We start from the raw sequence: 23,783 nt of genomic DNA, 5'->3' as shown, positions 1-23,783 counted from the left end.
CTCGGGGCGAGGTCGGCACCGACCTGGCTCCCATCTGCGCGGACGTAGACTCGTGCAGTGCTCCTCTGCGTCACCGCCAATCACCGCAACACGCCGTTCGAGATCCTCGAGCGGCTCGCGGTCGACGCCGACGCCCTGACCGGCGCGGTGCGCGGCAGCGACCCGGCGGTGCGCGGCGCCGTCACCGTCGCCACGTGCAACCGCCTCGAGGTCTACCTCGACGTCGACTCCCCCGCCGACGCCTCGCCCGACGAGACCCACGCCCTCGCGCGGGAATCCGTCGCGCGCGCCCTCCGCTCCGTGAGCGCGGATGCTCCCGCCGACGTCACGGCGACCGCCGAGGTGCTCGACGCCCCCGCCGCCGTGCACCACCTCTTCGCCGTGTCGGCTGGGCTCGAGTCGGTCGCCGTCGGTGAGGAGGAGATCGCCGGGCAGGTGCGGCGAGCCGCGCAGGCGGCGCGCGAGAGCGGAGCATCCACCGGTCGTCTGGATCGGGTCTTCCAGGAGGCGATCCGCACCGCGCGGGCCGCGCGCGCCCAGGGTGACGCGAGCCGCACCGGTCGCAGCCTCGCCCGTCTCGCCCTCGACCTCGTCGGCAGCCGCCTCGCCGACTGGAGCTCGGCGCGCGTCGTGCTCGTCGGCACCGGCCGCTACGCCGCCACCACCGTCGCCGCGCTGCGCGACCGCGGCGCCGAGCAGATCACCGTGTACTCGCCCAGCGGGCGCGCCCAGGTGTTCGGCACCCGCCACGGCCTCGCCTGGACCAACGACCTCACCGAGGCGATGACCGGCGCGGATGTCGTCATCACCTGCACAACGCGGCTCAGCCTCTCGGCGGCCGACGTTCCCGCCTCCGCGCCCGCGTACGTCGTCGACCTCGGCCTGCCCCGCAACGTCGACCCCGCCGTGGGCGAGATCGAGGGCGTCACGCTGCTCGACCTCGAGACGATCAGGCTGCACGCGCCGCTCGTGCACTGGTCGGCCGAGGAGGAGGCGCGCAGCGTCGTCGCCGAGTCGGCGCACGCCTACGTGACCGCCGCCGCCGTCGAGCCGTCGATCGTCGCGCTGCGCCAGCACGTGCTCGAGCTCGTCGACGAGGAGATCGAGCGCGCGCGTCGCCGCGGCGACGCCGACGGCCGCGTCGAGGAGGCGCTGCGGCACCTCACGAGCGTCTTCCTGCACACGCCGTCAACCCTCGCCCGCCGGCACGCCGTCGCCGGCCGCGGGCACGACGTCGCCGCCGCCATCGAGACCCTGTTCGGGCTGCCGGTCGGTCGCTCGGGTGCGGTCGTGCCGGGCACACCGTCACCGGTGGCGCCGACGGTCGCGGCGCTCGACGAGGGTGCGGGCTCGGACGCGGGCGCGCCGCCGAGCGCTGCGACCGCCTGACGGCCTCTGGCCGACGCAACCCGGTTCGCGATGCGCGACGCGCTCGACGGCGCCAACCCCGGCTCGGCGGCACGCTGTTTCGCTCGCACACACGGCGGTTCGCGGCATGCACTACGCCTCGGAAGGCTGTGCATGCCGTGAACAGCGGTGCGTATGGTCCGAGCTCCGCGCGGGCGATGCCCGTCAGGCGGTGACGCGCTCGAGCATCGAGAGCAACGCGAGGCCGTACGCCTCGGGCGCTGACACGCTCGTGAACACGACCTCGTGCCCGTCCGCGCCGCGCAGCACCACCCGGTAGTCGTCGCCGTCGCGCTCGAGCCTCGTGAAGGCCGCGCGCAGCAGGTCGCGCAGCTGGTCTTCGCGCGGCAGCCACAGAGCATCCTCGACAGCGACGGAGTCGAGCGCCCACTCGGTGGTCCCGTTGAAGCCGAGCACGGTGCCGGTCGGGTACTCGTGCGGCTCGATGGTGAGGTCGCTGACGGTGAAGACGTCGGCGTCAAGCTCGGGGCGGTCGATCTGGAAGCGGTCGCCGGAGGCGGGCTTCCAGCGCAGGCCGGCGTCGCGCAGCCGGCGGGCGAGAGACGTGCTGATCACGCTCGGATGCTCACACGCAGAACCGGGTGCCGCCTGGGTGGCGGCACCCGGTTCTCAGGTGCGGATGCTCCTCCTCAGCTCGGGAGGGGGCGGAGCCGGAGCGGCGGCGCGTTTTCGGGTCGCGCCGCCGCCCCGGCCCCGCAGGGCCGGGTACTAGCCCTGGACTCGCGCCGCCTCACGGCGACGGGCGATCACGAGGCCGGTGCCGGCCATCATGATGAGCACCGCGGCGACGCCCAGGCCGCCGAGCGCGTTGGACGCGCCGGTGAGGGCCAGGGTCGGGATGTCGCAGGTGCCGGTCGCGGCGAAGGTCAGGTTCCACAGCGTCTGCTGGTCGCCGTCCTCCCAGCCGAAGCCGAGCGGGTACTCCTCGCTCGCACCGGCCAGGCTCGCCTCGATCGTCGGCGTCGCACCGGCAGCCACCGAGTAGGTGGTGTTGCCCGCGACCTCGACGCCGTCGACGGTCCAGATGACGCCGAGACCGTTCGTCAGCGTGTACGAACCCGGGTTGCCGAGGCAGTCGGGCTGCGTCCACGTCACCGAGGCGCTCGTGAGCGGGCCGGTCGGCAGGCAGTCCTCCGGGAAGGTGAAGGTGTACTCCCAGGGCTCGTAGCCCTCGTCGAGCACGTAGCCCTCCTCAGCGGTCGCCGTGACCTTGATCGTGTCGAACGGATCGGCCTCGATCGTCACGGTGTCGTCGTCGCCGAACTCGACCGGCATGGCCAGTCCGCCGTTGACCGAGTAGGCGAACGCGACGCCCTCGGTGTCGGTGAGAGTCACGCTCTGCTCGAAGCAGTCGTCCACGACGACGGGCTCGGGCAGCACGACCAGCTCCGGGCAGAGCTCGGTGTTCGGGCCGGCCAGCGTGCCGGTGAAGGTCAGCACCGTGCCGCCCTCGCTCACCGTGCGCGTCACCTCCGAGTGGCTCGCGGTGCCGAAGTCGCCGCCCTGGAAGAACCGAGTGCCCTCGTCGAGCGTGCGGAAGACGACCGTGAAGTTGCCCTCGTCGTCGACCTCGATCGACTCGAGCTGAGCGAGCTCGCTGTCGAACTCGAAGTTCGGCTCGTCGAGCTGCTCGGGGCTCTCGCACGTCGGGTCGAGGAAGGCGATCGACGCGTCGGTGATCGGCAGCACCGAGCCGCACTCGCCATCGAACGGCGCGACGACGGCCTGGTCGTCGTAGCCCTCGAGGTCGAGCTCGACGTCGCCAATGGCGGTCGGGGTCACGGTGTAGGTGCCGGGTGCGAGGTCGGTCAGGTCGAAGACCTCGTTGCCCTCGGCGTCGGTCACGACGTAGGTGATGGTGCCGCCCTTGGTGTCGAGCGAGATCGAGCCGCCCTCCAGGAGGATGCCGCTCACGCAGGTCTCGTCGACGACGGTGAACGCCGGCACGACCGTCTCGGGCTCCGAGCACTCGCCCTCGTAGGCGCTGACGACGGCCTGGTCTTCGTAGGAGAGGAGGTCGAGGACGACGCCCTCACCCACGGCGGTGGGCGTGACGGTGTAGGTGCCCGGCGCGAGGTCGGTCAGGTCGGTGACCTCGTTGCCCTCGGAATCGGTCACGACGTAGGAGATGCGGCCGTCCTGCGTGTCGAGGGTGATCGAACCACCCGCGAGCACGGTGCCGCTGAGGCAGTCCTCGTCGACGACGGTGAAGGCGGGAACCACGAAGGTGGGCTCCTCGTCGCACTCGCCGTCAGCGGGGCCGCCCACGGTCACGGTGAAGGGGGACGAGCCGCCGGCGAGCTGGTAGCCGCTCGCCGCGGTGGCGCTCACCGAGTACTGGCCGGGCTCGAGACCCGACGCCGAGCTGCCGGGAGCGTAGGTCTGGCCGTTGAGCGAGTACGACTCGATGCCGGTCACGCTCGCGAAGAGGATGCTCCCGGTCGTCACCTCGCAGGTCGCGTCGGTCGGCGTGGCCGACGGCGTCACGGTCTCGGGCTCGTCGCTCTCGCCCATGCAGATGATGTAGTGGGAGACGCCGGCGACCTGACCGCCGTTGTTCAGCGGCGGGAAGTAGCTCGTGCCCGCGGTCGGGTTCTCGAAGACGACGTTCCCAGGGCCGGAACCGTAGTCGACGGCACCGCCCTTGACGATCAGCACGAGGTACTCGTCGCCCGCCCACGAGGGGTCGAAGGGGTTCAGCACGACGGCGCCGTCGACGACCGAGCCGTACGGGTTCGCCTCGTTCGGGTCGAAGTCGTAACACTCGACCGCATCCGGGTACTGGCCCTCCCAGTAGGCAGCTGTGTTGGTGTTGTCGGGGTTGCCGGTCGCCATCGCGGGGCTCGCTCCGCCGACGGCCATGCCGAGGGCGAGGAACGCTGCGGTGGCTGCGGCAAGAATGCGCTTGCGCAACATGATGTGCTCCTGGGGGTCGGAGCCAGAGCGCCTCCGGGTACGGGCGCGCTCGGGTATCGGGTTAGGGGGATCGCGACCGAGATCTCGGGGGAGAGCGCGCGGCCGCGGCATCGGCCGCCGTCGGGGAACGTCGACCGAGTGTGTTCGGGTAGAGCAGCCTCCGCGATCCGGCGAACGTCGGGTGGGCCGCATCCGGAGGCAAGGCCGACCTTATTGGCTCCTCGGGTCGCCGACAACACAGACCGATTCGTCTACCCCTGGATTGGGCACAAGCTTTGCTCACCTTGGTGAGGGTGCGCGCGAAGACGGGGCCGGAGCGGTGCGACGTGTTCGGGTCGCCTCACCGCTCCGGCCCCGCGGGCCGAGAGATCAGCCCTGGATGCGGGTCGCCTCACGACGACGTGCGATCACGAGGCCGGTGCCGGCCAACATGATGAGCACGGCCACGATGCCCAGGCCACCGAGCGCGTTGGTCGCGCCGGTGAGCGCCAGGGTGGGCAGGCAGTCCTTCGCGGCCTCGAATACGAGGTTCCACAGGGTCTGCTGGTCGGGGTCGTTCCAGCCGAATCCGGTCGGGAACTCCTCGCTCGCGGGCTCGAGGTCGGCCACGATGGTCGGCGTGGAGCCGACCGCCGAGGTGTACGTCCTGTTGCCCTCGACGACGACCCCGTCGACCGTCCAGATGACGCCCGGCTCGTTCGTCAGCGTGAAGCTGCCGGGGTTGCCGAGGCAGTCCGCCTGCTTCCACGTCACCGACGCCGTCGTGACGGGCGCCGTAGGCAGGCACTCGTCATCGAACTCGTAGGTGTACTCGAACGGCTCGTAGCCCTCCGCCAGCAGGTATCCCGGCTGGGCGGTCGCGGTGACCGTGACCGTGTCGAAGGGCACGGCGTCGAAGGTGACGGTGTCGCTGTCACCGAACTCGACCGGGAACTCCAGACCGTTAACCGTGCGGGTGTACGTGACACCCTCGACGGCCGTGACCGTGTACGACTGCTCGAAACAGTCGTCGGCCACCGTCACCGGGGGCACGACCACGTCGATGCAGAGCTCCTCATCGGGGCCGTCGAGCGTGCCCGTGAAGGTGAGCGTCCTGCCATCTTCCGACACCACGCGACCGTCGACCGGCTCATTGCCCTGGAAGAACACGGTGTCCTCCCCGAGCGCGACGAACACGACCTCGTACTCGAGACCCTCGACAGTCACGCTCCCGAGCTCGGCGAGCTCCGAGTCGAACTGGAAGCCCTCGACGTCGAGCGCTTCAGGGTCGAGGCACGTGGCGTCGACGAAGGCGAGCCGCGCATCCGTCACCGGCAGCACGCAGCCGTCGCCGTCGGGGTCGGCCGCGTCGAGCGTTCCGGAGAACGTTCTCGTCGTGCCGTCCTCGCTGACGCCGTCGAGCTCCGTGTCGAAGCGGTAGCCGTAGTCCGCCGTGAAGACGACCTCGTACTCCCGCGTCGCCGGGTCGTAGGCCGTGATCTCGTAGGTCGCGTTCTCCGCCGTGAAGCCCTCCTCGTCGAGCGTCGAGTCGAAGAAGCAGTCGGCGTCGGTGACCGCGATGGCGGCGATTGCCTCGAGGCACAGCTCGGCGTTCGGTCCGGCGAGCTCGCCGGACACGGTCAGCGTCGTCTGGTCACCCTCGAAGCGGTAACCCTCATCGGCGGTGAACTCCACCTCGTAGGTGCCCGACTCCGAACCGTCGTCGACCACGACCCAGGTCGCGTTCTCCGCATCGATGTTCTCGACGTCCAGGATCGCGCCGACCTCACAGGTCGGGTCGATCACCGGCACCGTCACCGTCGGCTCCAGGCAGAGCGACGGATCACGATCGGCCAGGTCGGCCGACACCGTCAGCGTCGTCTGGTCGCCCTCGAAGCGGTAACCCTCATCGGCGGTGAACTCCACCTCGTAGGTGCCCGACTCCGAACCGTCGTCGATCACGACCCAGGTCGCGTTCTCCGCATCGATGCCCTCGACGTCCAGGATCGCGCCGACCTCACAGGTCGGATCGATCACCGGCACCGTCACCGTCGGCTCCAAGCAGAGAGACGGATCACGATCGGCCACGTCGAGCATCACGGTCTTCGTCTTCGAATAGGTCGTCTCGCCCTCGACCTCCGTCGCGAAGATGTTCGCTCCGGTCGCGGTGAAGGTGATCGAGACCGTCCGCGTCTCCGGGTCGAACTCAGGCTCGCCCCAGATGACGCCGGCGTCGGCGTCGATGATCGGGTTCTCCCAGTCCTCGCCGACCTCGCACGTGGCGGGCGGCAGCGTGAAGGAGGCATCGACCACGAGGCACAGCGTCGGATCGGCCGGATCGAGCTCGCCGGACACGGTCAGCGTCGTCTGGTCGCCCTCGAAGCGGTAACCCTCATCGGCGGTGAACTCCACCTCGTAGGTGCCCGACTCCGAACCGTCGTCGACCACGACCCAGGTCGCGTTCTCCGCATCGATGTTCTCGACGTCCAGGATCGCGCCGACCTCACAGGTCGGATCGATCACCGGCACCGTCACCGTCGGCTCCAAGCAGAGAGACGGATCACGGTCGGCCAGGTCACCGGTGACGGAGATCGTCACCAGGTCGCCGGCGAACCGCGCGCCCTCGTCCGCGGTGAAGAGCACCTCGTACGATCCGTCGTACGACCCGTCGTCGATGACCTCGAACGAGGCGTTGACGCCGGAGATGTTCTCCAGGTCGACTCGCTGCCCCAGCTCGCAGGTGGCGTCGAGCAGGGGAACGCTCGCCGTCGCCACGTCGCAGAGCTCGGGGTCACGATCGGCCACGTCGAGCGTCACGGTCTTCGTCTTCGAGAAGGCGAGCTCGCCGCCGTCATCGGTCACGAAGATGTACGCGGCGGTCGCCGTGAACGTGATCGACACGGTGCCGGCTTCGGCGTCGAAGACGGGCTCGCCCCAGATGACACCCGCGTCAGCGTCGATGATCGGGTTCTCCCAGTCCTCGCCGACCTCGCACGTGGCGGGCGGCAGCGTGAACGTCGCGTCGACCACGAGGCAGAGGCGCTCGTCGTTCGGTTCGAGCGTTCCCGTGAGGGTCAGCTGCGTGCGGTCGGGAGACACCCCGTCGCCGACCGCGAAGAGGGCGTCACCGGTGGTCTCGAAGACGACGGTGTAGGCGTCGCCATCGACCTCCACCGAGACCAGTTCGGCGTTGACGGTCTGGAAGCCGTCCTCGTCGAGCATCTGGGCGTCGTCGCATGTCGGGTCGGTGAACGCGAGCGTCGCCGTCGCGACCGGGCAGAGCGTCAGGTCGGGGCCGTCGAGCGTGCCCGTCAGGGTCAGCTGCGTGCGGTCGCCCGAGACGCCGTCGCCGCCCGCCGGGAAGAGCGAGCCCGGAACGGCCGTGAACACGATCGTGTACGAGCCGTCGACGACGGTCGACGAGGTGAGCGTCGCACCGACCACGACGTAGCCGCCGGGGTTGAGCTGCTCACCGGTCGTGCAGGTGGCCACGGTGAAGGCGAGCGTCGCGCTCGCGACGGCGCACTGCGTGAGGTCGGGGCCGTCGAGCGTGCCCGTGAAGGTCAGCTGCGTGCGGTCGTTCGAGACGCCGGTGCCGGCGGCGAACAGGTAGCCGGGGTCGGCGGTGAAGACCACGGTGTACACGCCGTCAACGACCGTCGACGAGGTGACCGTCGCGCCCGTCATCGCGTACCCGCCGGGGTTCAGCTGCTCGCCGGTGGTGCACGTCGCCGCGGTGAACGCGATCGATGCGGTCGCCAGGTCGGCGCACAGCGCCGGGTCGATCGCGTCGATCACCGCCACCGGATCGTAGAACTCGTCATCGAGGATCGCGGGTGGCACGGCGGTCGGCGTGACCGTGTAGGTGCCCGGCGGCAGGTTCGTCAGCTGATCGTTCGGGATCACCTGACCCTCGGAGTTCGTGACGACGTAGGTGATCCACTGCGACTCGTCGAGCACTATCGATCCGCCGGTGTCGCAGGTCTGGTCGGTGACCGTGTACCCGGGGATGGGCAGCTGGGGCCGCGGACAGTCCTCGATGGTCGGGTCGCCGGAGAAGTTCGTCGAGTAGCCGAGCGAGTACGAGCGGCCCTGGCTGTCGGGGAAGTACCCGGTGCCGGTCACCGGATCGAAGTCGCTGGTGTCGTCGATGGTGCTGACGCTCACCTCGATCGGGTTCTTGCCGTCCTTGTACTGCTCGTTGACACCGGGGGTGCCCGAGTACTTGCAGACCCAGACCTTGGTGTCGTCGGGTGCGGCGGCCATCGCGGGTGTCGCCCCACCCGCGGCCATGCCGAGGGCGAGGGCGATCGCGGTGGCTGCGGCGAGGATTCGCTTGTGCAGCGGCATGATGCGCTCCTGGGGGTGGGAGCCGGGCGCGCCGTCGTCGAGGCGGGGGCGTGCCGGTGATCGGGTATCACGGGGGCCCCGCGTGCGACCGTCGGGGGAGGGTCGGGCGCGGGTCTCGGCCGTCGTCGGGGAACGTCGACCGTCGGGTTGTCGGGTGCTGCCGCCTCCGCGGATCGGCGAACGTCGGGTGTGCCGAAGCCGGATGCGAGGCCGACAGTATTCCTCGACTCCCCGTCGCGCAATCCTGGACAGGTCTGTCTAGCTCGTCGCGACTCCCAGGTGACGATCAGGCGGATGGCCGGCTCAGTGCACGAACTCCAGCAGGTCGAGCCCGAACACGCGCAGCGCGTCCAGCACCCGCAGCCGCGTCTGCAGGTCGCGCTCCTCGTATTGCACCGAGACGGCGTAGGCGAGGCCGCCCCGGGGGCCGCGCAGGATGCCCGCCTCCGACCGCACGCCGGCATCCGTGCCCGTCTTGTTCACCATCCACGTGCTGTGCTCGACGCTGCGGTGCGCGAGCGGGTCGCGGCCGAACGCGCTCGCGACCATCGAGAGGTCGGTGTTGAGCGACAGCCAGCCGAGCACGCGCTGGCTCGTCGTCGGGTCGATGATGTGGCCGTGGGCGAGGGCGTAGAACAGCCACGCGAGCTCCGCGGTCGAGCCGACGGAGAGCTGCGGCGCGTCATCCGGCCCGCGCGAGTCGCGGACGACGTCGAGCAGGGCGGTGCGCACGAGCCCGAGCGACTCCGTGCGCGCGCGCACGGCATCCAGCCCGATATGGCGCAGCAGCGCGTTCGTGGCGACGTTGTCGCTCGTCGAGCCGACGAGCGCGGCGAGGTCGTTGAGGGGCAGGGCGGGCGCCTGCAGGTGCTGCCAGAGGCCGGAGTCGGCCACCGCATCCTGCGTCGCCCGGTCGACGATCGCGAACTCCGACAGCGAGCGCTCCGACAGTCGGGCGCTCACCTCGATGAGCAGCAGGATCTTGCCGATCGAGGCCGTCGGCAGCACGATGCGCTCGTCGACGGCGAAGACGCTCTGCCCCGACTGGATGTCGACGGCCGCCACCGACACCCGCGCGCCCTCGTAGGCGAGAGCCCCGAGGGCGCGGAACGACGGCCGGAAGGAGGGGGCCCGCTCAGCGGCCCGACGCCGCGCTGACACCGGAGCCGCCAGGCGGGCGCTCCGGTCGCGCAGCATCGGGGTCGTCACCAAATGGTCACGCGCTCCTTCGGGTCGAGCCACAGGGCGTCGTCAGGGCCGACCGAGAACGCCTCATAGAACGCCCCGATATTACGCACGATCTGGTTGCACCGGAACTCGTTCGGCGAATGCGGGTCGATCGACAGCAGCCGCAGCGCCTCCTCCGGCCGGATGGCGATCTGCCACGCCTGCGCCCACGAGAGGAAGAACCGCTGCGCGCCGGTGAGCCCGTCGATGACCGGCGGCTCCTCGCCGTCGAGCGAGAGCAGGTAGGCCTTCCACGCGATGCCGAGGCCGCCGAGGTCGCCGATGTTCTCGCCGATCGTCAGCGCGCCGTTGACCCGGTGGCCCGGCGCCTCGGTCGGCTCGAGCGCGTCGTACTGGGCGATGAGCGAGCGGGTGCGCTCCTCGAACGCGGCGCGGTCGGCTTCCGTCCACCAGTCGCGCAGGGCGCCGTCGCCGTCGTAGCGCGAGCCCTGGTCGTCGAACCCGTGCCCGATCTCGTGGCCGATGACCGCGCCGATCGCGCCGTAGTTGGCGGCAGCATCCCGCCCCGCGTCGAAGAAGGGGAACTGCAGGATCGCCGCCGGGAACACGATCTCGTTGAAGCCCGGGTTGTAATACGCGTTGACGGTCTGCGGCGTCATGAACCACTCGTCGCGGTCGATCGGCCGACCGATCTTGCCGAGCTCGCGGTGGAACTCGAACTCGCCGGCCGCGCGCACGTTGGCGACCAGATCATCCGGCACGACCGACAGCGACGAGTAATCCCGCCAGCGAATGGGGTACCCGATCTTCGGCGTGAACTTCGACAGCTTGTCGAGGGCGCGCTCGCGGGTCTCGGCGGTCATCCACTCGAGCTCGGTTATCGACTGCCGGTACGCCTCGATGAGGCGAGCGATGAGCTCGTCCATCGCGGCCTTCGCCTCCGGCGGGTAGTGCCGCTGCACGTACACCTCGCCGACGGCCTCGCCCATGGCGCCCTCGACGAAGCTCACGCCGCGCTTCCAGCGGGCGCGCTGCTCGGGGGTGCCGGTGAGGGTGCGGCCGTAGAAGTCGAAGGTCGCGTCGACGAAATCCTTCGAGAGGTACGGGGCGAGCGAGCGGATGACCGACCAGCGCAGCCAGTCCGTCCACTCCTCGAGGGGGCGGCCTTCGATCGCGGCCGCGAGCCCGGCATAGAACGAGGGCTGGCGCAGCACCACCTCGGCGACCTGCTGCTCGGTGATGCCGTAGGCGTCGCGCCACCGGGCGAGGTCGAGCCCGGGCGCCGCGGCCTCCCACTCGGCCCACGTGCGCAGGTTGTAGGTGGCCTGGCTGTCGCGGTTGCGCACCTTGTCCCAGTGGTGGCTCGCGAGGTGCGTCTCGAGCGCCATGATGCGGGCGGCGCGCTCGGCGGGGGCGTCGAGGCCGGCGAGGGCGAGCATCCGCTCGAGGTGGGCGACGTACTTCGCGCGCGTGTCGGCGTGCGCCTCCTCGCGGTAGTACGACTCGTCGGGCAGGCCGATGCCGCCCTGCTCGACGAAGACGAGGTAGCGCTCGGGGTCGCCGGGGTCGTTGTCGACGAAGAGCTGCACGAACCCGCGGGCGCCCTCGCGCTCGAGGCGTCCGAGGGTGGCGAGCAGGGCATCCGTGTCGGTGATGGCGTCGACGGCGGCGAGGTGCGGGGCGAGCGGGGCGGCGCCGAGCGCCTCGATGCGGTCTTCGTCCATGAAGCTCGCGTAGAGGTCGCCGACCTTGCGCTCGAGCGTGCCGGGCTCGGCCTGCTGCGCCTCCTCGATGATGGCGCGCACGGCCTTCTCGGCCTCCTCGGCGAGCACCATGAAGCTGCCGTAACGCGCCTTGTCGGCCGGGATCGGGGTGCGCGCGAGCCAGCGCGCGTTGACGTGGCGGTAGAGGTCGTCCTGGGGGCGGATGCCCGGCTCGAGCTCGTCGGTGAGGATGCCGCTGCGAAGGGTGTCGGTCACCCTGCCGAGCCTAACCCGCGCGGCTCAGTGCGCCTCGTGCGCGCCCTTCGTGGTGGGCTGGTGCGCCTCGTGCACGGCGTGCTCCGGGTGCGGCTGCGCGTGCTCGTCGGCGGCGACGGCGCCCGTCCAGCCGCGGGAGGCGACGACGGCGACGACGAGCGCGACCATCGCGAACGCCGCGAGCACCGCGGTCGGATCCTCCGGGCCGTGCCCGGCGCCGAGGATGCCCGCCACCGGGTAGGTGAGCGCGTACCAGGCGTGCGAGGTCGAGAAGCGGGCGGCGAAGACGGCGGCGCGGTCGTCGTGCGGCACGTCGCGGCGGATGAGCCGCGCGCTCGGCGTCGTCACGGCGGAGGTCGCCGCACCCAGCACCGCCCACAGCACCGCGAGCATCGGCACGGTGAGAAGTCCGGTCGCGGCGAGGCTCGCCGTGGCCGCGAGGGCGATGGGCACGACCGCGGCGCCGACGGTCATGACGGCGCGGTCGTCGACCCGGTGCAGGATGCCCGGCAGCAGGATCGCGACGACGATCGACCCCGCCCCGAACATGACGAGCATCACGGCGAGCCCCGTCGCCGGGTCGCCGCCCTGCCCGACGCCGAGCGAGAGCAGGAAGACCACCGTGTTGACGAGCACCGTGGCGAAGACGGCGGCGACGACCGCGTCGAGCACGGCGACGAAGCGCAGCGAGGGGGTGCGCGCCATGATGCGCACGCCGCGCGTGAGGCGCCCGGCGAACGGCTCCACCGCTGCACCCGCGTGGTCGTGCACGCGCGACAGCCAGACGGCGAGCGCCGAGATCGCGAACCCGGCGGCGGTGACGCCGAAGAGCGCGTTCGGCGGCAGCACGAGCACGAGCGCCGCGGCCAGGGCGGGGCTCAGCAGCGACTCGAGGTCGTAGGCGAGGCGCGAGAGCGATTGCGCCTTCGTGTAGTCCTCCTCGTCGGGCAGCACGTCGGGGATGACGGCCTGGTAGGTGGGCGTGAACACGGCCGACGCCGACTGCAGCAGCAGGATGGCGACGTAGAGGTGCCAGGCCTCGGTGGCGAAGACGAGGGCGACGGCGACGAGGATGCGCGCAGCATCCGCCCCGATCATGACGGCCCTGCTGGACCGGCCGGCGATCAGCGCGCTCGCGATCGGCGAGACGACGACGTACGCGGCGATGCGGATCGTGAGCGCGATGCCGATGATGAGGCCGGCGTCGTCGCCGGCGATGCGCACGGCGACGAGCGCGAGCGCGACGGTGAGCACGCCGGTGCCGACGAGCGAGGCGACCTGGGAGGCGAACAGCGCGGCGAATCGCCGGTGGCGGAGCACGGCCAGCATGCGGCCGAGCCTAGGGCCGTAGCGTGGTCGGGTGCGCCTGCGACCCGTCGACCGCGAGATCCTGCGGCTCGCCGTGCCGTCGCTGGGCGCGCTCGTGGCCGAGCCGCTGTTCGTGCTGACCGACACGGCGATGGTCGGCCATCTGGGGGCGGATGCCCTCGCCGGGCTCGGCGTCGCCTCGACGGTGCTGCAGACGGCGATCGGTCTGCTCGTGTTCCTCGCCTACGCGACGACCCCGGCGGTGGCGCGACGGCTGGGATCCGGCGACCGGGCCGGCGCGATCACCGCGGGCGTCGACGGGCTGTGGCTCGCGGCCGGCATCGGCGTGCTGCTGCTGGCGCTGCTCTGGCCGGCCTCACCCCTCATCGTCGACGCCTTCGGCACGAGCGAGCCGGTCGCGGGGGCGGCCGTGCAGTACCTCGTGCTGTGCGTGTGGGGTCTGCCGGCGATGCTGCTGGTGTTCGCGGCGACGGGCGTGCTGCGTGGCCTGCAGGACGCGCGCACCCCGCTCGTGGTCGCCCTGTGGGGCTTCGGCGCGAACATCGTGCTCAACGCCCTGCTCATCTACGGGCTCGGGCTCGGCATCGCGGGCTCGGCGATCGGCACGGTCGTCGCCCAGTGGGGCATGGCGGTGGTGCTCGTCGGCGTGGTCGTGCGGGCCGGGCGCGACGCTGCCGCCCCGCTGCGGCCGGGCCTGCTGGGGGTGCGCGCGGCGCTGTCGGCGGGGTCGTGGCTGCTGCTGCGCACGCTGTCGCTGCGGGTGGCGCTCGTCGTGACGGTGGTCGCGGCGACGCAGCTCGGCACGGTCGAGCTCGCGGCGACGCACGTGTGGTTCGCCGTCTACAGCCTCCTCGCCCTCGCCCTCGACGCGCTCGCGATCGCCGGGCAGGCGCTCATCGGTCACGGGCTGGGCGCCGCGGACGTCGCGCGCGTGCACGCGCTCACGCGGCGGCTCGTCGGGTGGGGCGTCGTGGTCGGCGCGGCGCTGACGGTCGTCGTGGTGGCGCTCGCGGTGCCGCTGTCGCTGGTCGTGACCTCCGACGAGCGGGTGCGGGATGCCCTGCCCGGCGCCCTGCTGATCCTCGCGCTCGGGCTACCGCTCGCCGGGCTCGTGTTCGTGCTCGACGGCGTGCTCATCGGGGCCGGTGACGGGCGGTATCTGGCGCTCACGGGCATCCTCAACCTGCTCGCGTACCTGGCGGCGCTCGCCCTCGTCGCCGCGACGGGCGCGGGGCTCGCGGCCCTGCTGGGCGCGTTCACGTTCGTGTACCTGGGGGCCCGGGCGGTGACGCTGGGGCTGCGGGCGCGCGGGACAGCGTGGGTGGTGACGGGCGCGTCGCGCTGAGGGCGGCCCCGTCGCGCCCGCGAAGTTCTCAACGCAGCTGGGCGAACTCCTCCGCGGCCCGGATGGGCCCGGCGACGAGGATGGTGTCGCCCTCACGCAGCACCGTGTCGGCGTCGGCGTTGCACCACGGCGAGCCGTCGCGGCGCACGGCCATGACGGTGACGCCGTGCTGCTGCCGGATTCGGGTCTCGCCGAGGCGGCGGCCGACGATGCTCGCCGCGGGGCTGGTCTTCACGATCGCGTAGTCGTCGCCGACCTCGATGTAGTCGAGGGCTGCGCCGCGCACGAGGTGGGCCACGCGTCGCCCCATGTCCTTCTCCGGGTAGATCACGTGGTCGACGCCGAGCTGCGACAGGATCTGGCCGTGCGCATCGTTCGTCGCCTTCGCCCAGATCTGCGGGATGCCGAACTGCAGCAGCACGGACGTGGTGAGGATGCTCGCCTGGATGTCGGAGCCGATCGCCACGACGACGCGATCGAACTCGTGCACCGCGAGCTGGCGCAGCGCCTCGGGCTTGGTGGAGTCGGCGCGCACCACCTGGGTGAGCTCGCCGTTGAGACCCTGCACGATCTCCTCGCTCGCGTCGATGCCAAGCACCTCCGTGCCGGAGGCCATGAGCTCGAGCGCGAGCGACTGGCCGAACCGGCCGAGGCCGATGACGGCGACCGAATCGGCTTCGGCGATGCGGGCCGTGCGCGAGCTGGAGAAGAGTCGACTAGCCAATGACGGGCCTTTCCTTGGGCAGTTCGTAGAGCAGGGCGCGCTGGCGCAGCACGAGTGCTGTGCCCAGCGTGAGCGGGCCGAGGCGGCCGAGGAACATGAGCACCATGAGCACGATCTGGCCGGCCGGCGGCAGGTCGGCCGTGATGCCGGTGCTCAGGCCCACGGTGCCGAAGGCGGAGATCGCCTCGAAGAGCAGAACGTCGAGCTCGAGGTCGCTCACGAGCATGAGCACGACGGTCGCCGACATGACCGCGGCGAGGGAGAGCAGCGCGATCGTGATGGCCTCACGGTGCACGGCGCGCGAGAGCCGCTTGCCGAAGATGTTCACGGCCTGCTGCCCGCGCAGCTCGGTCAGGATGATGAACAGCAGCACGGCGAACGTCGTCACCTTGATGCCGCCCGCGGTGCCAGCCGGCCCGCCGCCGATGAACATGAGCACATCGAGGCCGAGCCAGGTCTCACTCGTCATCTGGCCGATGTCGACGCTGTTGAAGCCCGAGGTGCGAGCCTGCACTGAGTGAAAGAAGGCGACGAGCACGCGCTCCGACGGCGTCATGCCGCCGATCGTGGCCGGATTGCTCCACTCCAGCACCGCGATGTAGGCGGTGCCGAGCACGAGCAGCAGACCGGTCATGGCGAGCACGATGTTGGTGTTCATCGTCCAGTGAAGCGGACGGCGGAACTCCTTTCGCAACTGCCGCAGGACGGGGAAGCCGAGCCCGCCGAGGATGGTCGCGAACGCCATCGGCAGCACGATGACGGGGTCGGTCGCGAAGCCGATCATGTTGTCGGAGTAGGGGGCGAAGCCGGCGTTGTTGAAGCTCGACACCGCCAGGAAGACTCCGTGCCAGATCGCGTCTCCGAGGCTCTCGCCGTACTGAGACGCCAACCGAACGGTGAGGATAAGAGCGACGACGCCCTCAATGGCGAGGCTCGTGGCGAGGATGCCCTTCGCCAGGCGCGCGGCATCGCCAGTGGTGACGCCCTGGTTCTCGGCGCCGGTCAGCGCGCGTCCGCGCAGCGAGTAGCGCCGAGCGAGGGCGAGACCGATGAGCGAGGCGACCAGCATGATGCCGAGGCCACCGAGCTGGATGAAGAACACGATGACGAGCTGTCCGACGAACGACCAGGCGGTGGCGGTGTCGACGACGACGTGCCCCGTGACCGAGACCGCGGAGACCGCGGTGAACGCCGCGTCGAGGATCGTCACCGAGTCGTCGTCGGGGTGCGAGAACGGCATCGCGAGCAGACCTGTCGCGGCGAGGATGGCGCCGAGGAACCCGAGGACGACGGCCTGCGGCGGGCTGAGCTGAAGGCGCTTTCGAGGGCGGACCGAGCGGGCCCTGGAGTGCGGCACTCGCGCAACCGTACTCCTCGCGCACCGCCTGTCAAGTCGTGGCCCGGAGCGACCCCCGAGCGTGCCCCGCACGCGAACGGGCGCCCGACCACCTGGAGGTCGGGCGCCCGTCGGCTCACGCGGTGACGATCAGCGGAACGCGTCCTTCACGTCGTCGCCCGCCTGCTTGAGGTTCGCCTTGGTCTGGTCGGCGCGGCCCTCGGCCTCGAGGCGCTCGTCGTCAGTCATCTTGCCGACGCCCTCCTTGAGCTTGCCGCCGAGCTCCTCGCCCTTGTGGTTCATGCGGTCGTTCATCGTGGCTCCTCTCGTTCGTCGAGTCGGTGCCTCCACGGTCGTCGCCCGAGCGGGCGCGCGGTACCCGGTTGACGGGGGCGGCGCCCAGTGCTCCATCAGGCGACGCGGATGCTGCGCTCAGGCGCGGGCGACTTCAGGCGGTGCGGGGCGCGGCCGTGGTGTCGCCTCGCCGCAGCTCGGTGCGGAACACCACGCTCTCCACCGGCTCGCCGGCGAGGGCCGCGAGCGCGAGTCGCGCGGCGGCCCGACCCTTCTCCACGCCCGGCTGCACGACCGTCGTGAGGCGGTGGCTCGTGAGGCCGTCGATGCGGGCGCCGTCGAAGCCGAGCACGCTCACGTCGTCGGGCACGCGCATCCCCCGTTCTTCGATCGCCTGGATGGCGCCGAGGGCCAGCAGGTCGCTCTGCCCGATGATCGCCGTGAGGTCGGGGTGCGCGTCGAGCAGGGCGCGGGCCGCGACGAGGCCCTCCTCGATGAGGCTGCCGGCGGCGACGACGGCGGGGGCGTCGGGGAAGACATCGCGCACTCCGGCGAGCCGCTCGAGCCCCGTGTAGGCGACGGAGCGCTCGACCCACTCCGGGTCGAGGGGGCCGCGGGTGTGCTCGCGATCCATCGGCAGCGTGATCGTGCCGACGCGGCGGTGGCCGAGGTCGTGCAGGTGCTGCGCGCCGGCGCGCATGCCCTCGCGGTTGTCGATGTCGACCAGGTGCATGCCCAGGCGCGGCTCGGCCTCGACGCCGATGAGCGGCACCTGGCGCTGGCTCAGCACCTTGACGGCGGGGTCGAGATCGGTGCTGCAGCCGAGCAGGAGCGCGGCATCCATCGGCGCATCGCGCAGACCGCCCTCGGCGCGCTCGAGGCTGTCGGTCAGCAGCAGGAGGCTGTAGCCGGCGGTGCCGATCTCGTCGGCGATGCCGTCGAGCAGGGTCACGACCATGGGGTCGCGGAAGGCGACGCGGATGCGGTCCTCCATGACGACGGCGATGATGCCGCTGCGGCCGGTGCGCAGGCTGCGAGCGCGGGGGTCGGGGCCGCCGTAGTCGAGCTCACGGGCGGCGGCGAGCACGCGCTCGCGGGTCTCGTCGGCGACCGGGCCGGCGCCGCTGAAGGCCAGGCTCGCCGTCGACGGGCTCACGCCGGCGCGGGCGGCGACCTGCGCGAGCGTCGCCCGAGCGCCGTCGCCTGAGGGGTTTGCCGGGGTCGCCATCGGCTGTTAGCGTAGTCGAATTCGCCTGTCGAATCGATTCGATCGGCGTTCCTCCGCCCCTCGCCGGGTGCTGCAGGTCGCGGCGCCCTCCCCTCGCCAGTCAGAGAGTCACCGCTCGTGAGCACGCCCACCACCACCCCGCGCCTCGCCCCGTGGCGCTTCGCCGTCTTCGCGATCTTCGCCCTGTGCGGCGTCACCACCGCGACCTGGGTGGCGCGCACGCCCGCGATCCGCGACGCGCTCGACGTGCGCACCGACCAGTTCGGCGTGCTCATCTTCGGCATGGCCGCCGGCTCGATCATCGGCCTGCTCGGCTCGAGCCACATCATCGCCCGCTTCGGCACCCGCCGGGTCATCCTCGGCGGGCTCACCGCCACCTCGCTCGCCCTCGCCGGCATCGGCATCGGTGCCGAGACGTTCGGCTCGTACGCGCTCGTGCTCGCCTCGCTCGTCGTCTTCGGCGCAGGAGCCGGCATCACCGACGTCGCCATGAACGTCGAAGGGGCCGGCGTCGAGCAGGCGCAGGGTCGCGCGATCATGCCGTGGTTCCACGCCTCGTGGAGCATCGGCACCGTCGTCGGCGCGGCCATCGCCGCCGGCGTCGCCGACCTCGGCGTCGGCGTCGACTGGCACGCCGGCGTGACCGGGCTCGTGCTCATCGGGCTCACCGTCGCGGTCGTGCGGCTGCTGCCGCGGGACGAGGCGCTGCCGGGCCTCGACGACGACGGGCCGGGATCGGAGCGCACCACGTGGCGAGAGCGCCTGTCGATCTGGCGCGAGCCGCGCATCCTCTTCATCGGGCTCATCGTGCTCGGCATGGCCTTCGCCGAGGGCTCCGCGAACGACTGGCTCGCGCTCGCCGTCGTCGACGGGCGCGGCGCCGACGAGGCGACCGGAGCCCTCGCCTTCGGCATCTTCGCCGCCGCCATGACCACCGGCCGCATCGCCGGCGTGTGGGTGCTCGACCGCTTCGGCCGCGTGCCCGTGCTGCGCGGATCGGCCGTGCTCGCCGCGGTCGGCCTCGCCGTCGTCATCACGGTCGAGCAGCCCGTCATCGCCGCGCTCGGCATCTTCGCCTGGGGCCTCGGCTCATCGCTCGGCTTCCCCGTCGGCATGTCGGCCGCCGCCGACGACCCGCGCCGCGCCGCCGCCTCGGTCGCCGCGGTCGCGACCGTCGGGTACTTCGCGTTCCTCGTGGGGCCGCCCGTCATCGGGTTCCTCGGCGAGCAGATCGGGCTGCTGAACGCCCTGTGGGTGGTGCTCGTGCTCATCCTCGTCGCGGCGCTCGCGTCGGGGGCCGCGCGCGAGCGCGGTGCGGCGGCGCGCGGTGGTGCGGCCGGCGACGTCGCCGCTGAGGCGCGCGCCGACTGACGCGGCGCCGCCGCGGTGCGTCGCAGCGCCACACACCCGACGCGGCGATCCCTCGTCGCGACGCCCTCGCCGCGGCGCCCCCGTCGCGGCGCCCCCGCCGCGGCATCCCCCTCGCGGCGCCCCCGCCGCACTCAGTGCGATCTGCAGGAGCGTGGAGCGCCGAGCCCCGACGTGACGCGTCAGTCGGCGCCGACGAACCCGCCGACTCCTGCAGATCGCATCGGCGAACGGACCGGACGCCCCGACCGCGCGAGGATGAGCGCATGAGCACCTCCACCGCCGCCGCGCAGCCGGCCGCCGCCGCGCACCCCCTCCCCGCCGCGCTCGACCTCTCGGGTCGCACCGCCCTCGTCACCGGGTGCGGCTCGGCCGAGGGCATCGGCTTCGCCTGCGCCCGCGCGCTCGCGCAGCTCGGTGCCCGCGTCGTCATGACCGCCACGACCGACCGCATCGAGCAGCGCGTGGCCGAGCTGCGCGCCGAGGGGCACGACGCCGACGGCGTCGTCGCGCGGCTCGAGACCGAGAGTGCGGCGCACGCCGCGATCGGGGCGGTGCGGGCGCTGGGCGCCGAGCCGGACATCCTCGTCAATAACGCCGGCATGGTCGCGGTCGGCGAGGAGTTCCCGCGCGGCGACATCGGCATGAGCGTCGACGAGTGGCGCAGCGCGGTGGACGTCAACCTCACGAGCGTCTTCCTGGTGACGCGGGCCGTCATCGGGCGGATGCGCGAACGCGGGTGGGGCCGCATCGTCACGGTCGCGAGCACGACCGGGGCGGTGCAGGCGGCGCGCGACGACCTCGGCTACGCGACCGCGAAGGCCGGGGTGCTGGGCTTCACGCGCGGGCTCGCGATCGACGAGGCCCGGCACGGGATCTCGGTGAACGCGGTCGCTCCCGGGTGGATCGCGACGGCCTCGCAGCTGGCGCAGGAAACCGTCGAGGGCGAGCTCGTGCCGCTCGGGCGCAGCGGTCGCCCCGACGAGGTCGCGAGCGCGATCGCGTGGCTCGCCTCCCCCGGCGCGAGCTACATCACCGGGCAGCTCGTCGTCGTCGACGGCGGCAATTCGGTGGCCGAGGAGCGTCGCCCCGGGCTGTGGGGCTGAGCCGGCCTGTCAGTCTGACGCGGGCTCGCCTGGCAGCCGGATCACGCGCGGCGCCATCGGGTCGGTGTGCTCGATGACGATGGAGGCGCGCTCAGCTGGACGCTCCTCGATCGTGGAGAGGTCGCACGCGGCCATGTAGCGCGACGCGAATGCGGCGAATGCGGCTGCCTCGCCCCCGAGACTCACCGCGTCGCGCGCCGCACCGCGAGCGAGCGCCGTCGCCCGGTCGACCTCGAGCCAGATCACGTCGTCCCACAGCTCGCGCAACTGGCCGCGCTGGAGGAACGTGCCGTCGAAAACGATGATCGCATCGCAATCGGCCGTGGCCGTCGCGCCGCTGATCGTCTCGTCGGTCGACATGTCGTGGACTCTCATCGCGTATGTCGAGGATCCGGGCGTCCCGAGAGGTCTCAGCACACGGTCGGCGAGCGCCTCCAGATCGTAGGCGTCCTCGTAGTAGCCCCGCGCGGAGTCGCGGCCCTGCCGGTATCGGATCGCCCGCGGATGATGGAAGCCGTCGGAATCCAGGTGCACTGCTTGCCGGCCGTGCGCGCGGAGCGCCGCCACGAGCTCGCGCGCGAAGACGGACTTGCCGGCGCCCACGAGCCCGTCCACGCCGACTCGATGAGGATGCCCGAGCCGTCGCCCCGACAGGTTCGCGGCGATCTGCTCGACCACGTGCTCCCGCTGCCCCATCGGACCATCTTGCACGACGCTCGTCCGCACCTCGGGCCGGTAGCGTAAAGCGGTGAGACTCGTGATCGCCCGCTGCTCCGTCGACTACGCCGGACGCCTCAGCGCGCACCTGCCGCTCGCGACGCGGCTGCTCATCCACAAGAACGACGGCAGTCTGCTCGTGCACTCCGACGGCGGCTCGTACAAGCCGCTCAACTGGATGAGCCCCCCGTGCACCCTCACCGTCGAGGAGCCCGACGACGACCAGCGCGAGGCCGGCGTCGTCGAGCTGTGGCGCGTCACGCACGCGAAGACCGCCGACATGCTCGTCGTGAGCGTGCACGAGGTGCTGCACGAGACCGCCCACGACCTCGGCGTCGACCCCGGCCTGCAGAAGGACGGCGTCGAGGCGCACCTGCAGAAGCTGCTCGCCGAGCAGATCGAGCTGCTGGGTCCCGGGCACACGCTCGTGCGCCGCGAGTACATGACGGCGATCGGCCCGGTCGACATCCTCGCGCGCGACCCCGAGGGCGGCTCCGTCGCGGTCGAGATCAAGCGCCGCGGCGGCATCGACGGCGTCGAGCAGCTGACCCGCTACCTCGAGCTCATGAACCGCGACCCGCTGCTGGCGCCGGTCGCCGGCGTCTTCGCCGCGCAGGAGATCGCCCCGCAGGCGCGCACCCTCGCCGAGGATCGCGGCATCCGCTGCCTGCTGCTCGACTACGACGCGATGCGCGGCCTCGACGACGGGGTGCCCCGGCTGTTCTGAGGGCGCTCGCCTAGGCTCGAGGCATGCTGCCGACCCCCCGCCCGCCGTTCTCGGCGATCCTGCTCGACCTCGACGGCACGATCACCGACTCGGCGCCGGGCATCACCGACACGCTCGCGTACACCTTCGAGCAGCTCGGCATGCCGGTTCCGGAATACGAGCAGCTGCTGCGCTGGGTGGGCCCACCGATCATGGACTCGTTCCGCGATCTCGCGGGCATGGATGCGGCCACCGCCGACCGCGCCCTCGCCATCTACCGCGAACGGTACCTCGACCGCGGCGCCTACGACGCGACGCTCTTCGACGGCATGGGCACGCTCGTGCAGCAGATCGCGGCGGCGGGCATCCCGCTGAGCCTGGCGACATCGAAGCCCGAGCTGCCGGCGACGCTCATGCTCGAGCACTTCACGATCGCGCAGTGCTTCACGGTCATCACGGGCGCCTCCGCCGACGAGACCCGCAGCGAGAAGGCCGACGTCGTCGAGGAGGCCCTGCGGCGCCTGCGCGAGCTCGACGTGCCCCTCGACAACGTCGTCATGGTCGGCGACCGCATCCACGACATCGAGGGCGCCGCCGCACATGGCGTGCCGACGATCGCCGTGACGTGGGGGTACGGCTCGGATGCCGAGCACGCCGAGGCGGCGCTCGTCGCCTCGTCGACGGACGAGCTGCGATCGCTGCTCGGGCTGCCCGCCAAGGCGCGCCCGGCGGCCTGAGCCACCACCGGCCGCGCTAGCGAGCGAGTCGTTCGACGACGGCGCCGAAGAGCCAGGGCATCGCCCGCGCGGCGGGCACGATGGCCGGTCGAGCCGGAGACCCGGCGAGTCGCACGAGCCCCTCGGTCAGCAGCCGGAAGTCGCGCGTCGAGCGCGCCCACGCCCGCTCGTAGGCGGGCAGATCGTCGCGCGCGAGGCAGGCCGCGAGCACCTCCGCCTGCGCGAAGCCGACGCGCATGCCCTCACCGGTGATGGCGTCGACGTAGCCGGAGGCGTCGCCGACGAGCGCGATGCGCCCGCGAGTGCGGGTGATGGCGCGCTGCCGCAGCGAGCCGGCGCCCCGGGTCTCGGAGGCGAGCTCGGCGCCGGCGAGACGCTCGCGAAGCCGTGGGTGCGCGGTGATCGCCGCGTCGAGGTCGACGCCCTTGGGCCCGAGCACGGCGACGCCGACGGTGCGCTCGTCGACGGGCGTAGCGTAGAGCTCCCAGTCGGGGCCGTACGTGACTTCGACGACGTCGTTCCAGGGGGCGACGCGGTAGTGCCGCCGCAGCCCGTACCGGCGACGGCCCTGCACCGAGTCGTCGAGCCCCGCTTCCATGCGCACGCGGGAATGCAGTCCGTCGGCCCCGACGAGCCAGCGTGCGCGAAGGCCGTTGACGGTGACGCCGAGGTCGTCGTGCACGAAGTGCTCGACACGCTCGGGGCGCAGCTCGACCCCGCGCGCCTCGGCTGCCGCGCGGAGGTGGGCGCTCAGCGTCGTGCGTCGCACGCCGCGTCCCTCTCGCGAGCGGTAGCGGTGCGTGACCGCGCCACGGGCATCCTCGTACTGTATGCCTCTGATCGCATGCCCCGGCGGGTCGACGCCGAGTCGGCCGAGCGCCTCGATCGCGCCGGGCATCAGGCCTTCGCCGCAGGCCTTGTCGATGTCGCCGGTGCGCGGCTCGAGCACGATCGCGCTGAGGCCCCGGCCGTGCAGCTCGAGCGCGAGAGCGAGACCGACGGGGCCCCCGCCGGCGATGACGACATCGGCGTCCGCCGGGATCATGCGCTCAG

At 71.9% G+C, this 23,783-nt stretch carries 18 protein-coding genes; 6 read left to right on the top strand and 12 right to left on the bottom strand.

The window, feature by feature from the left end:
- Positions 1-57 precede the first annotated feature (57 nt).
- Positions 58-1,389, top strand: coding sequence for a glutamyl-tRNA reductase (locus tag ID804_RS00160; RefSeq protein WP_169076966.1), 1,332 nt, complete (start codon positions 58-60; stop codon positions 1,387-1,389).
- A 183-nt stretch (positions 1,390-1,572) separates the two neighbouring features.
- Here ID804_RS00160 and ID804_RS00155 read toward each other — a convergent pair whose 3' ends face one another.
- The 6 genes from ID804_RS00155 to ID804_RS00130 form a co-directional block, all read right to left on the bottom strand.
- Positions 1,573-1,983 carry a pilus assembly protein CpaE gene (locus ID804_RS00155; RefSeq protein ID WP_169076965.1) on the bottom strand — a complete coding sequence of 137 codons (411 nt, stop codon included), beginning with the start codon at positions 1,981-1,983 and terminating at the stop codon, positions 1,573-1,575.
- Between the two features lie 153 nt (positions 1,984-2,136).
- Entirely contained in the window at positions 2,137-4,344 is a 2,208-nt protein-coding gene (locus ID804_RS00150; RefSeq protein WP_169076964.1) for an MSCRAMM family protein, read from the bottom strand.
- Between the two features lie 369 nt (positions 4,345-4,713).
- Positions 4,714-8,673 (bottom strand): hypothetical protein, encoded by a 3,960-nt coding sequence (locus ID804_RS00145; RefSeq protein ID WP_169076963.1) that lies wholly within the window; start codon positions 8,671-8,673, stop codon positions 4,714-4,716.
- Positions 8,674-8,976: 303 nt separating this feature from the next.
- Positions 8,977-9,882, bottom strand: coding sequence for a serine hydrolase (locus ID804_RS00140; protein WP_317451112.1), 906 nt, complete (start codon positions 9,880-9,882; stop codon positions 8,977-8,979).
- Positions 9,879-11,840 carry a M13 family metallopeptidase gene (locus tag ID804_RS00135; RefSeq protein ID WP_169076962.1) on the bottom strand — a complete coding sequence of 654 codons (1,962 nt, stop codon included), beginning with the start codon at positions 11,838-11,840 and terminating at the stop codon, positions 9,879-9,881. Before ID804_RS00135 ends, ID804_RS00140 begins: the two co-directional genes overlap by 4 nt.
- 24 nt (positions 11,841-11,864) lie before the next feature.
- A complete protein-coding gene (locus ID804_RS00130) occupies positions 11,865-13,169 on the bottom strand; it encodes an MFS transporter (protein ID WP_223158878.1) in 1,305 nt (434 codons plus the stop codon).
- 31 nt (positions 13,170-13,200) lie between these two features.
- Here ID804_RS00130 and ID804_RS00125 point away from each other — a divergent pair, with 31 nt between their 5' ends.
- A complete protein-coding gene (locus tag ID804_RS00125) occupies positions 13,201-14,514 on the top strand; it encodes an MATE family efflux transporter (RefSeq protein ID WP_317451111.1) in 1,314 nt (437 codons plus the stop codon).
- Positions 14,515-14,542: 28 nt separating this feature from the next.
- Here the strand turns inward: ID804_RS00125 and ID804_RS00120 are convergent, their stop codons facing one another.
- The 4 genes from ID804_RS00120 to ID804_RS00105 all read right to left on the bottom strand — a co-directional run bounded on the left by ID804_RS00120 (position 14,543) and on the right by ID804_RS00105 (position 18,096).
- Complete coding sequence (locus tag ID804_RS00120) at positions 14,543-15,238, bottom strand: potassium channel family protein (protein WP_211160869.1); 696 nt, start codon at positions 15,236-15,238, stop codon at positions 14,543-14,545.
- Complete coding sequence (locus ID804_RS00115) at positions 15,231-16,595, bottom strand: TrkH family potassium uptake protein (RefSeq protein WP_317451110.1); 1,365 nt, start codon at positions 16,593-16,595, stop codon at positions 15,231-15,233. Before ID804_RS00115 ends, ID804_RS00120 begins: the two co-directional genes overlap by 8 nt.
- Positions 16,596-16,724: 129 nt before the next feature.
- On the bottom strand, positions 16,725-16,889 hold the full coding sequence (locus ID804_RS00110) for a CsbD family protein (protein ID WP_169076961.1): 165 nt from the start codon (positions 16,887-16,889) through the stop codon (positions 16,725-16,727).
- Between the two features lie 133 nt (positions 16,890-17,022).
- Positions 17,023-18,096: a LacI family DNA-binding transcriptional regulator gene (locus ID804_RS00105; RefSeq protein ID WP_169076960.1), complete on the bottom strand. Its 1,074-nt coding sequence runs from the start codon at positions 18,094-18,096 to the stop codon at positions 17,023-17,025.
- A 117-nt stretch (positions 18,097-18,213) separates the two neighbouring features.
- On the opposite strand from ID804_RS00105, the gene ID804_RS12380 reads away from it, so the two are divergent.
- Positions 18,214-19,467, top strand: a complete 1,254-nt coding sequence (locus ID804_RS12380; RefSeq protein ID WP_169076959.1) for an MFS transporter — start codon at positions 18,214-18,216, stop codon at positions 19,465-19,467.
- 263 nt (positions 19,468-19,730) lie between these two features.
- Positions 19,731-20,570: an SDR family NAD(P)-dependent oxidoreductase gene (locus ID804_RS00095; protein WP_169076958.1), complete on the top strand. Its 840-nt coding sequence runs from the start codon at positions 19,731-19,733 to the stop codon at positions 20,568-20,570.
- Positions 20,571-20,579: 9 nt separating this feature from the next.
- On the opposite strand, the gene ID804_RS00090 is transcribed toward ID804_RS00095, so the two are convergent.
- The gene (locus ID804_RS00090) at positions 20,580-21,248 is read right to left on the bottom strand and encodes a nucleoside/nucleotide kinase family protein (protein WP_317451109.1); all 669 of its coding nucleotides are present in this window, start codon (positions 21,246-21,248) and stop codon (positions 20,580-20,582) included.
- Positions 21,249-21,318: 70 nt separating this feature from the next.
- Here ID804_RS00090 and nucS point away from each other — a divergent pair, with 70 nt between their 5' ends.
- Positions 21,319-22,014 carry an endonuclease NucS gene (gene nucS / locus ID804_RS00085; protein WP_169076957.1) on the top strand — a complete coding sequence of 232 codons (696 nt, stop codon included), beginning with the start codon at positions 21,319-21,321 and terminating at the stop codon, positions 22,012-22,014.
- Between the two features lie 23 nt (positions 22,015-22,037).
- Positions 22,038-22,730: an HAD hydrolase-like protein gene (locus tag ID804_RS00080; protein WP_169076956.1), complete on the top strand. Its 693-nt coding sequence runs from the start codon at positions 22,038-22,040 to the stop codon at positions 22,728-22,730.
- A gap of 16 nt (positions 22,731-22,746) precedes the next feature.
- Here ID804_RS00080 and ID804_RS00075 read toward each other — a convergent pair whose 3' ends face one another.
- Positions 22,747-23,775: an NAD(P)/FAD-dependent oxidoreductase gene (locus ID804_RS00075; RefSeq protein ID WP_169076955.1), complete on the bottom strand. Its 1,029-nt coding sequence runs from the start codon at positions 23,773-23,775 to the stop codon at positions 22,747-22,749.
- Positions 23,776-23,783 lie beyond the last annotated feature (8 nt).

This window comes from Microcella alkalica, from assembly GCF_014595885.1.
GTDB classification, from domain to species: domain Bacteria; phylum Actinomycetota; class Actinomycetes; order Actinomycetales; family Microbacteriaceae; genus Microcella; species Microcella alkaliphila_B.
This window is presented reverse-complemented; position numbering and strand designations above follow the sequence as displayed.

Coding starts and splice junctions, on each gene's coding strand:
- ID804_RS00145 (WP_169076963.1), bottom strand. CDS start 8,673: ATGCCGCTGCACAAGCGAATCCTCGCCGCAGCCACCGCGATCGCCCTC.
- ID804_RS00130 (WP_223158878.1), bottom strand. CDS start 13,169: ATGCTGGCCGTGCTCCGCCACCGGCGATTCGCCGCGCTGTTCGCCTCC.
- ID804_RS00075 (WP_169076955.1), bottom strand. CDS start 23,775: ATGATCCCGGCGGACGCCGATGTCGTCATCGCCGGCGGGGGCCCCGTC.
- ID804_RS00095 (WP_169076958.1), top strand. CDS start 19,731: ATGAGCACCTCCACCGCCGCCGCGCAGCCGGCCGCCGCCGCGCACCCC.
- ID804_RS00110 (WP_169076961.1), bottom strand. CDS start 16,889: ATGAACGACCGCATGAACCACAAGGGCGAGGAGCTCGGCGGCAAGCTC.
- ID804_RS00150 (WP_169076964.1), bottom strand. CDS start 4,344: ATGTTGCGCAAGCGCATTCTTGCCGCAGCCACCGCAGCGTTCCTCGCC.
- ID804_RS00105 (WP_169076960.1), bottom strand. CDS start 18,096: ATGGCGACCCCGGCAAACCCCTCAGGCGACGGCGCTCGGGCGACGCTC.
- ID804_RS00080 (WP_169076956.1), top strand. CDS start 22,038: ATGCTGCCGACCCCCCGCCCGCCGTTCTCGGCGATCCTGCTCGACCTC.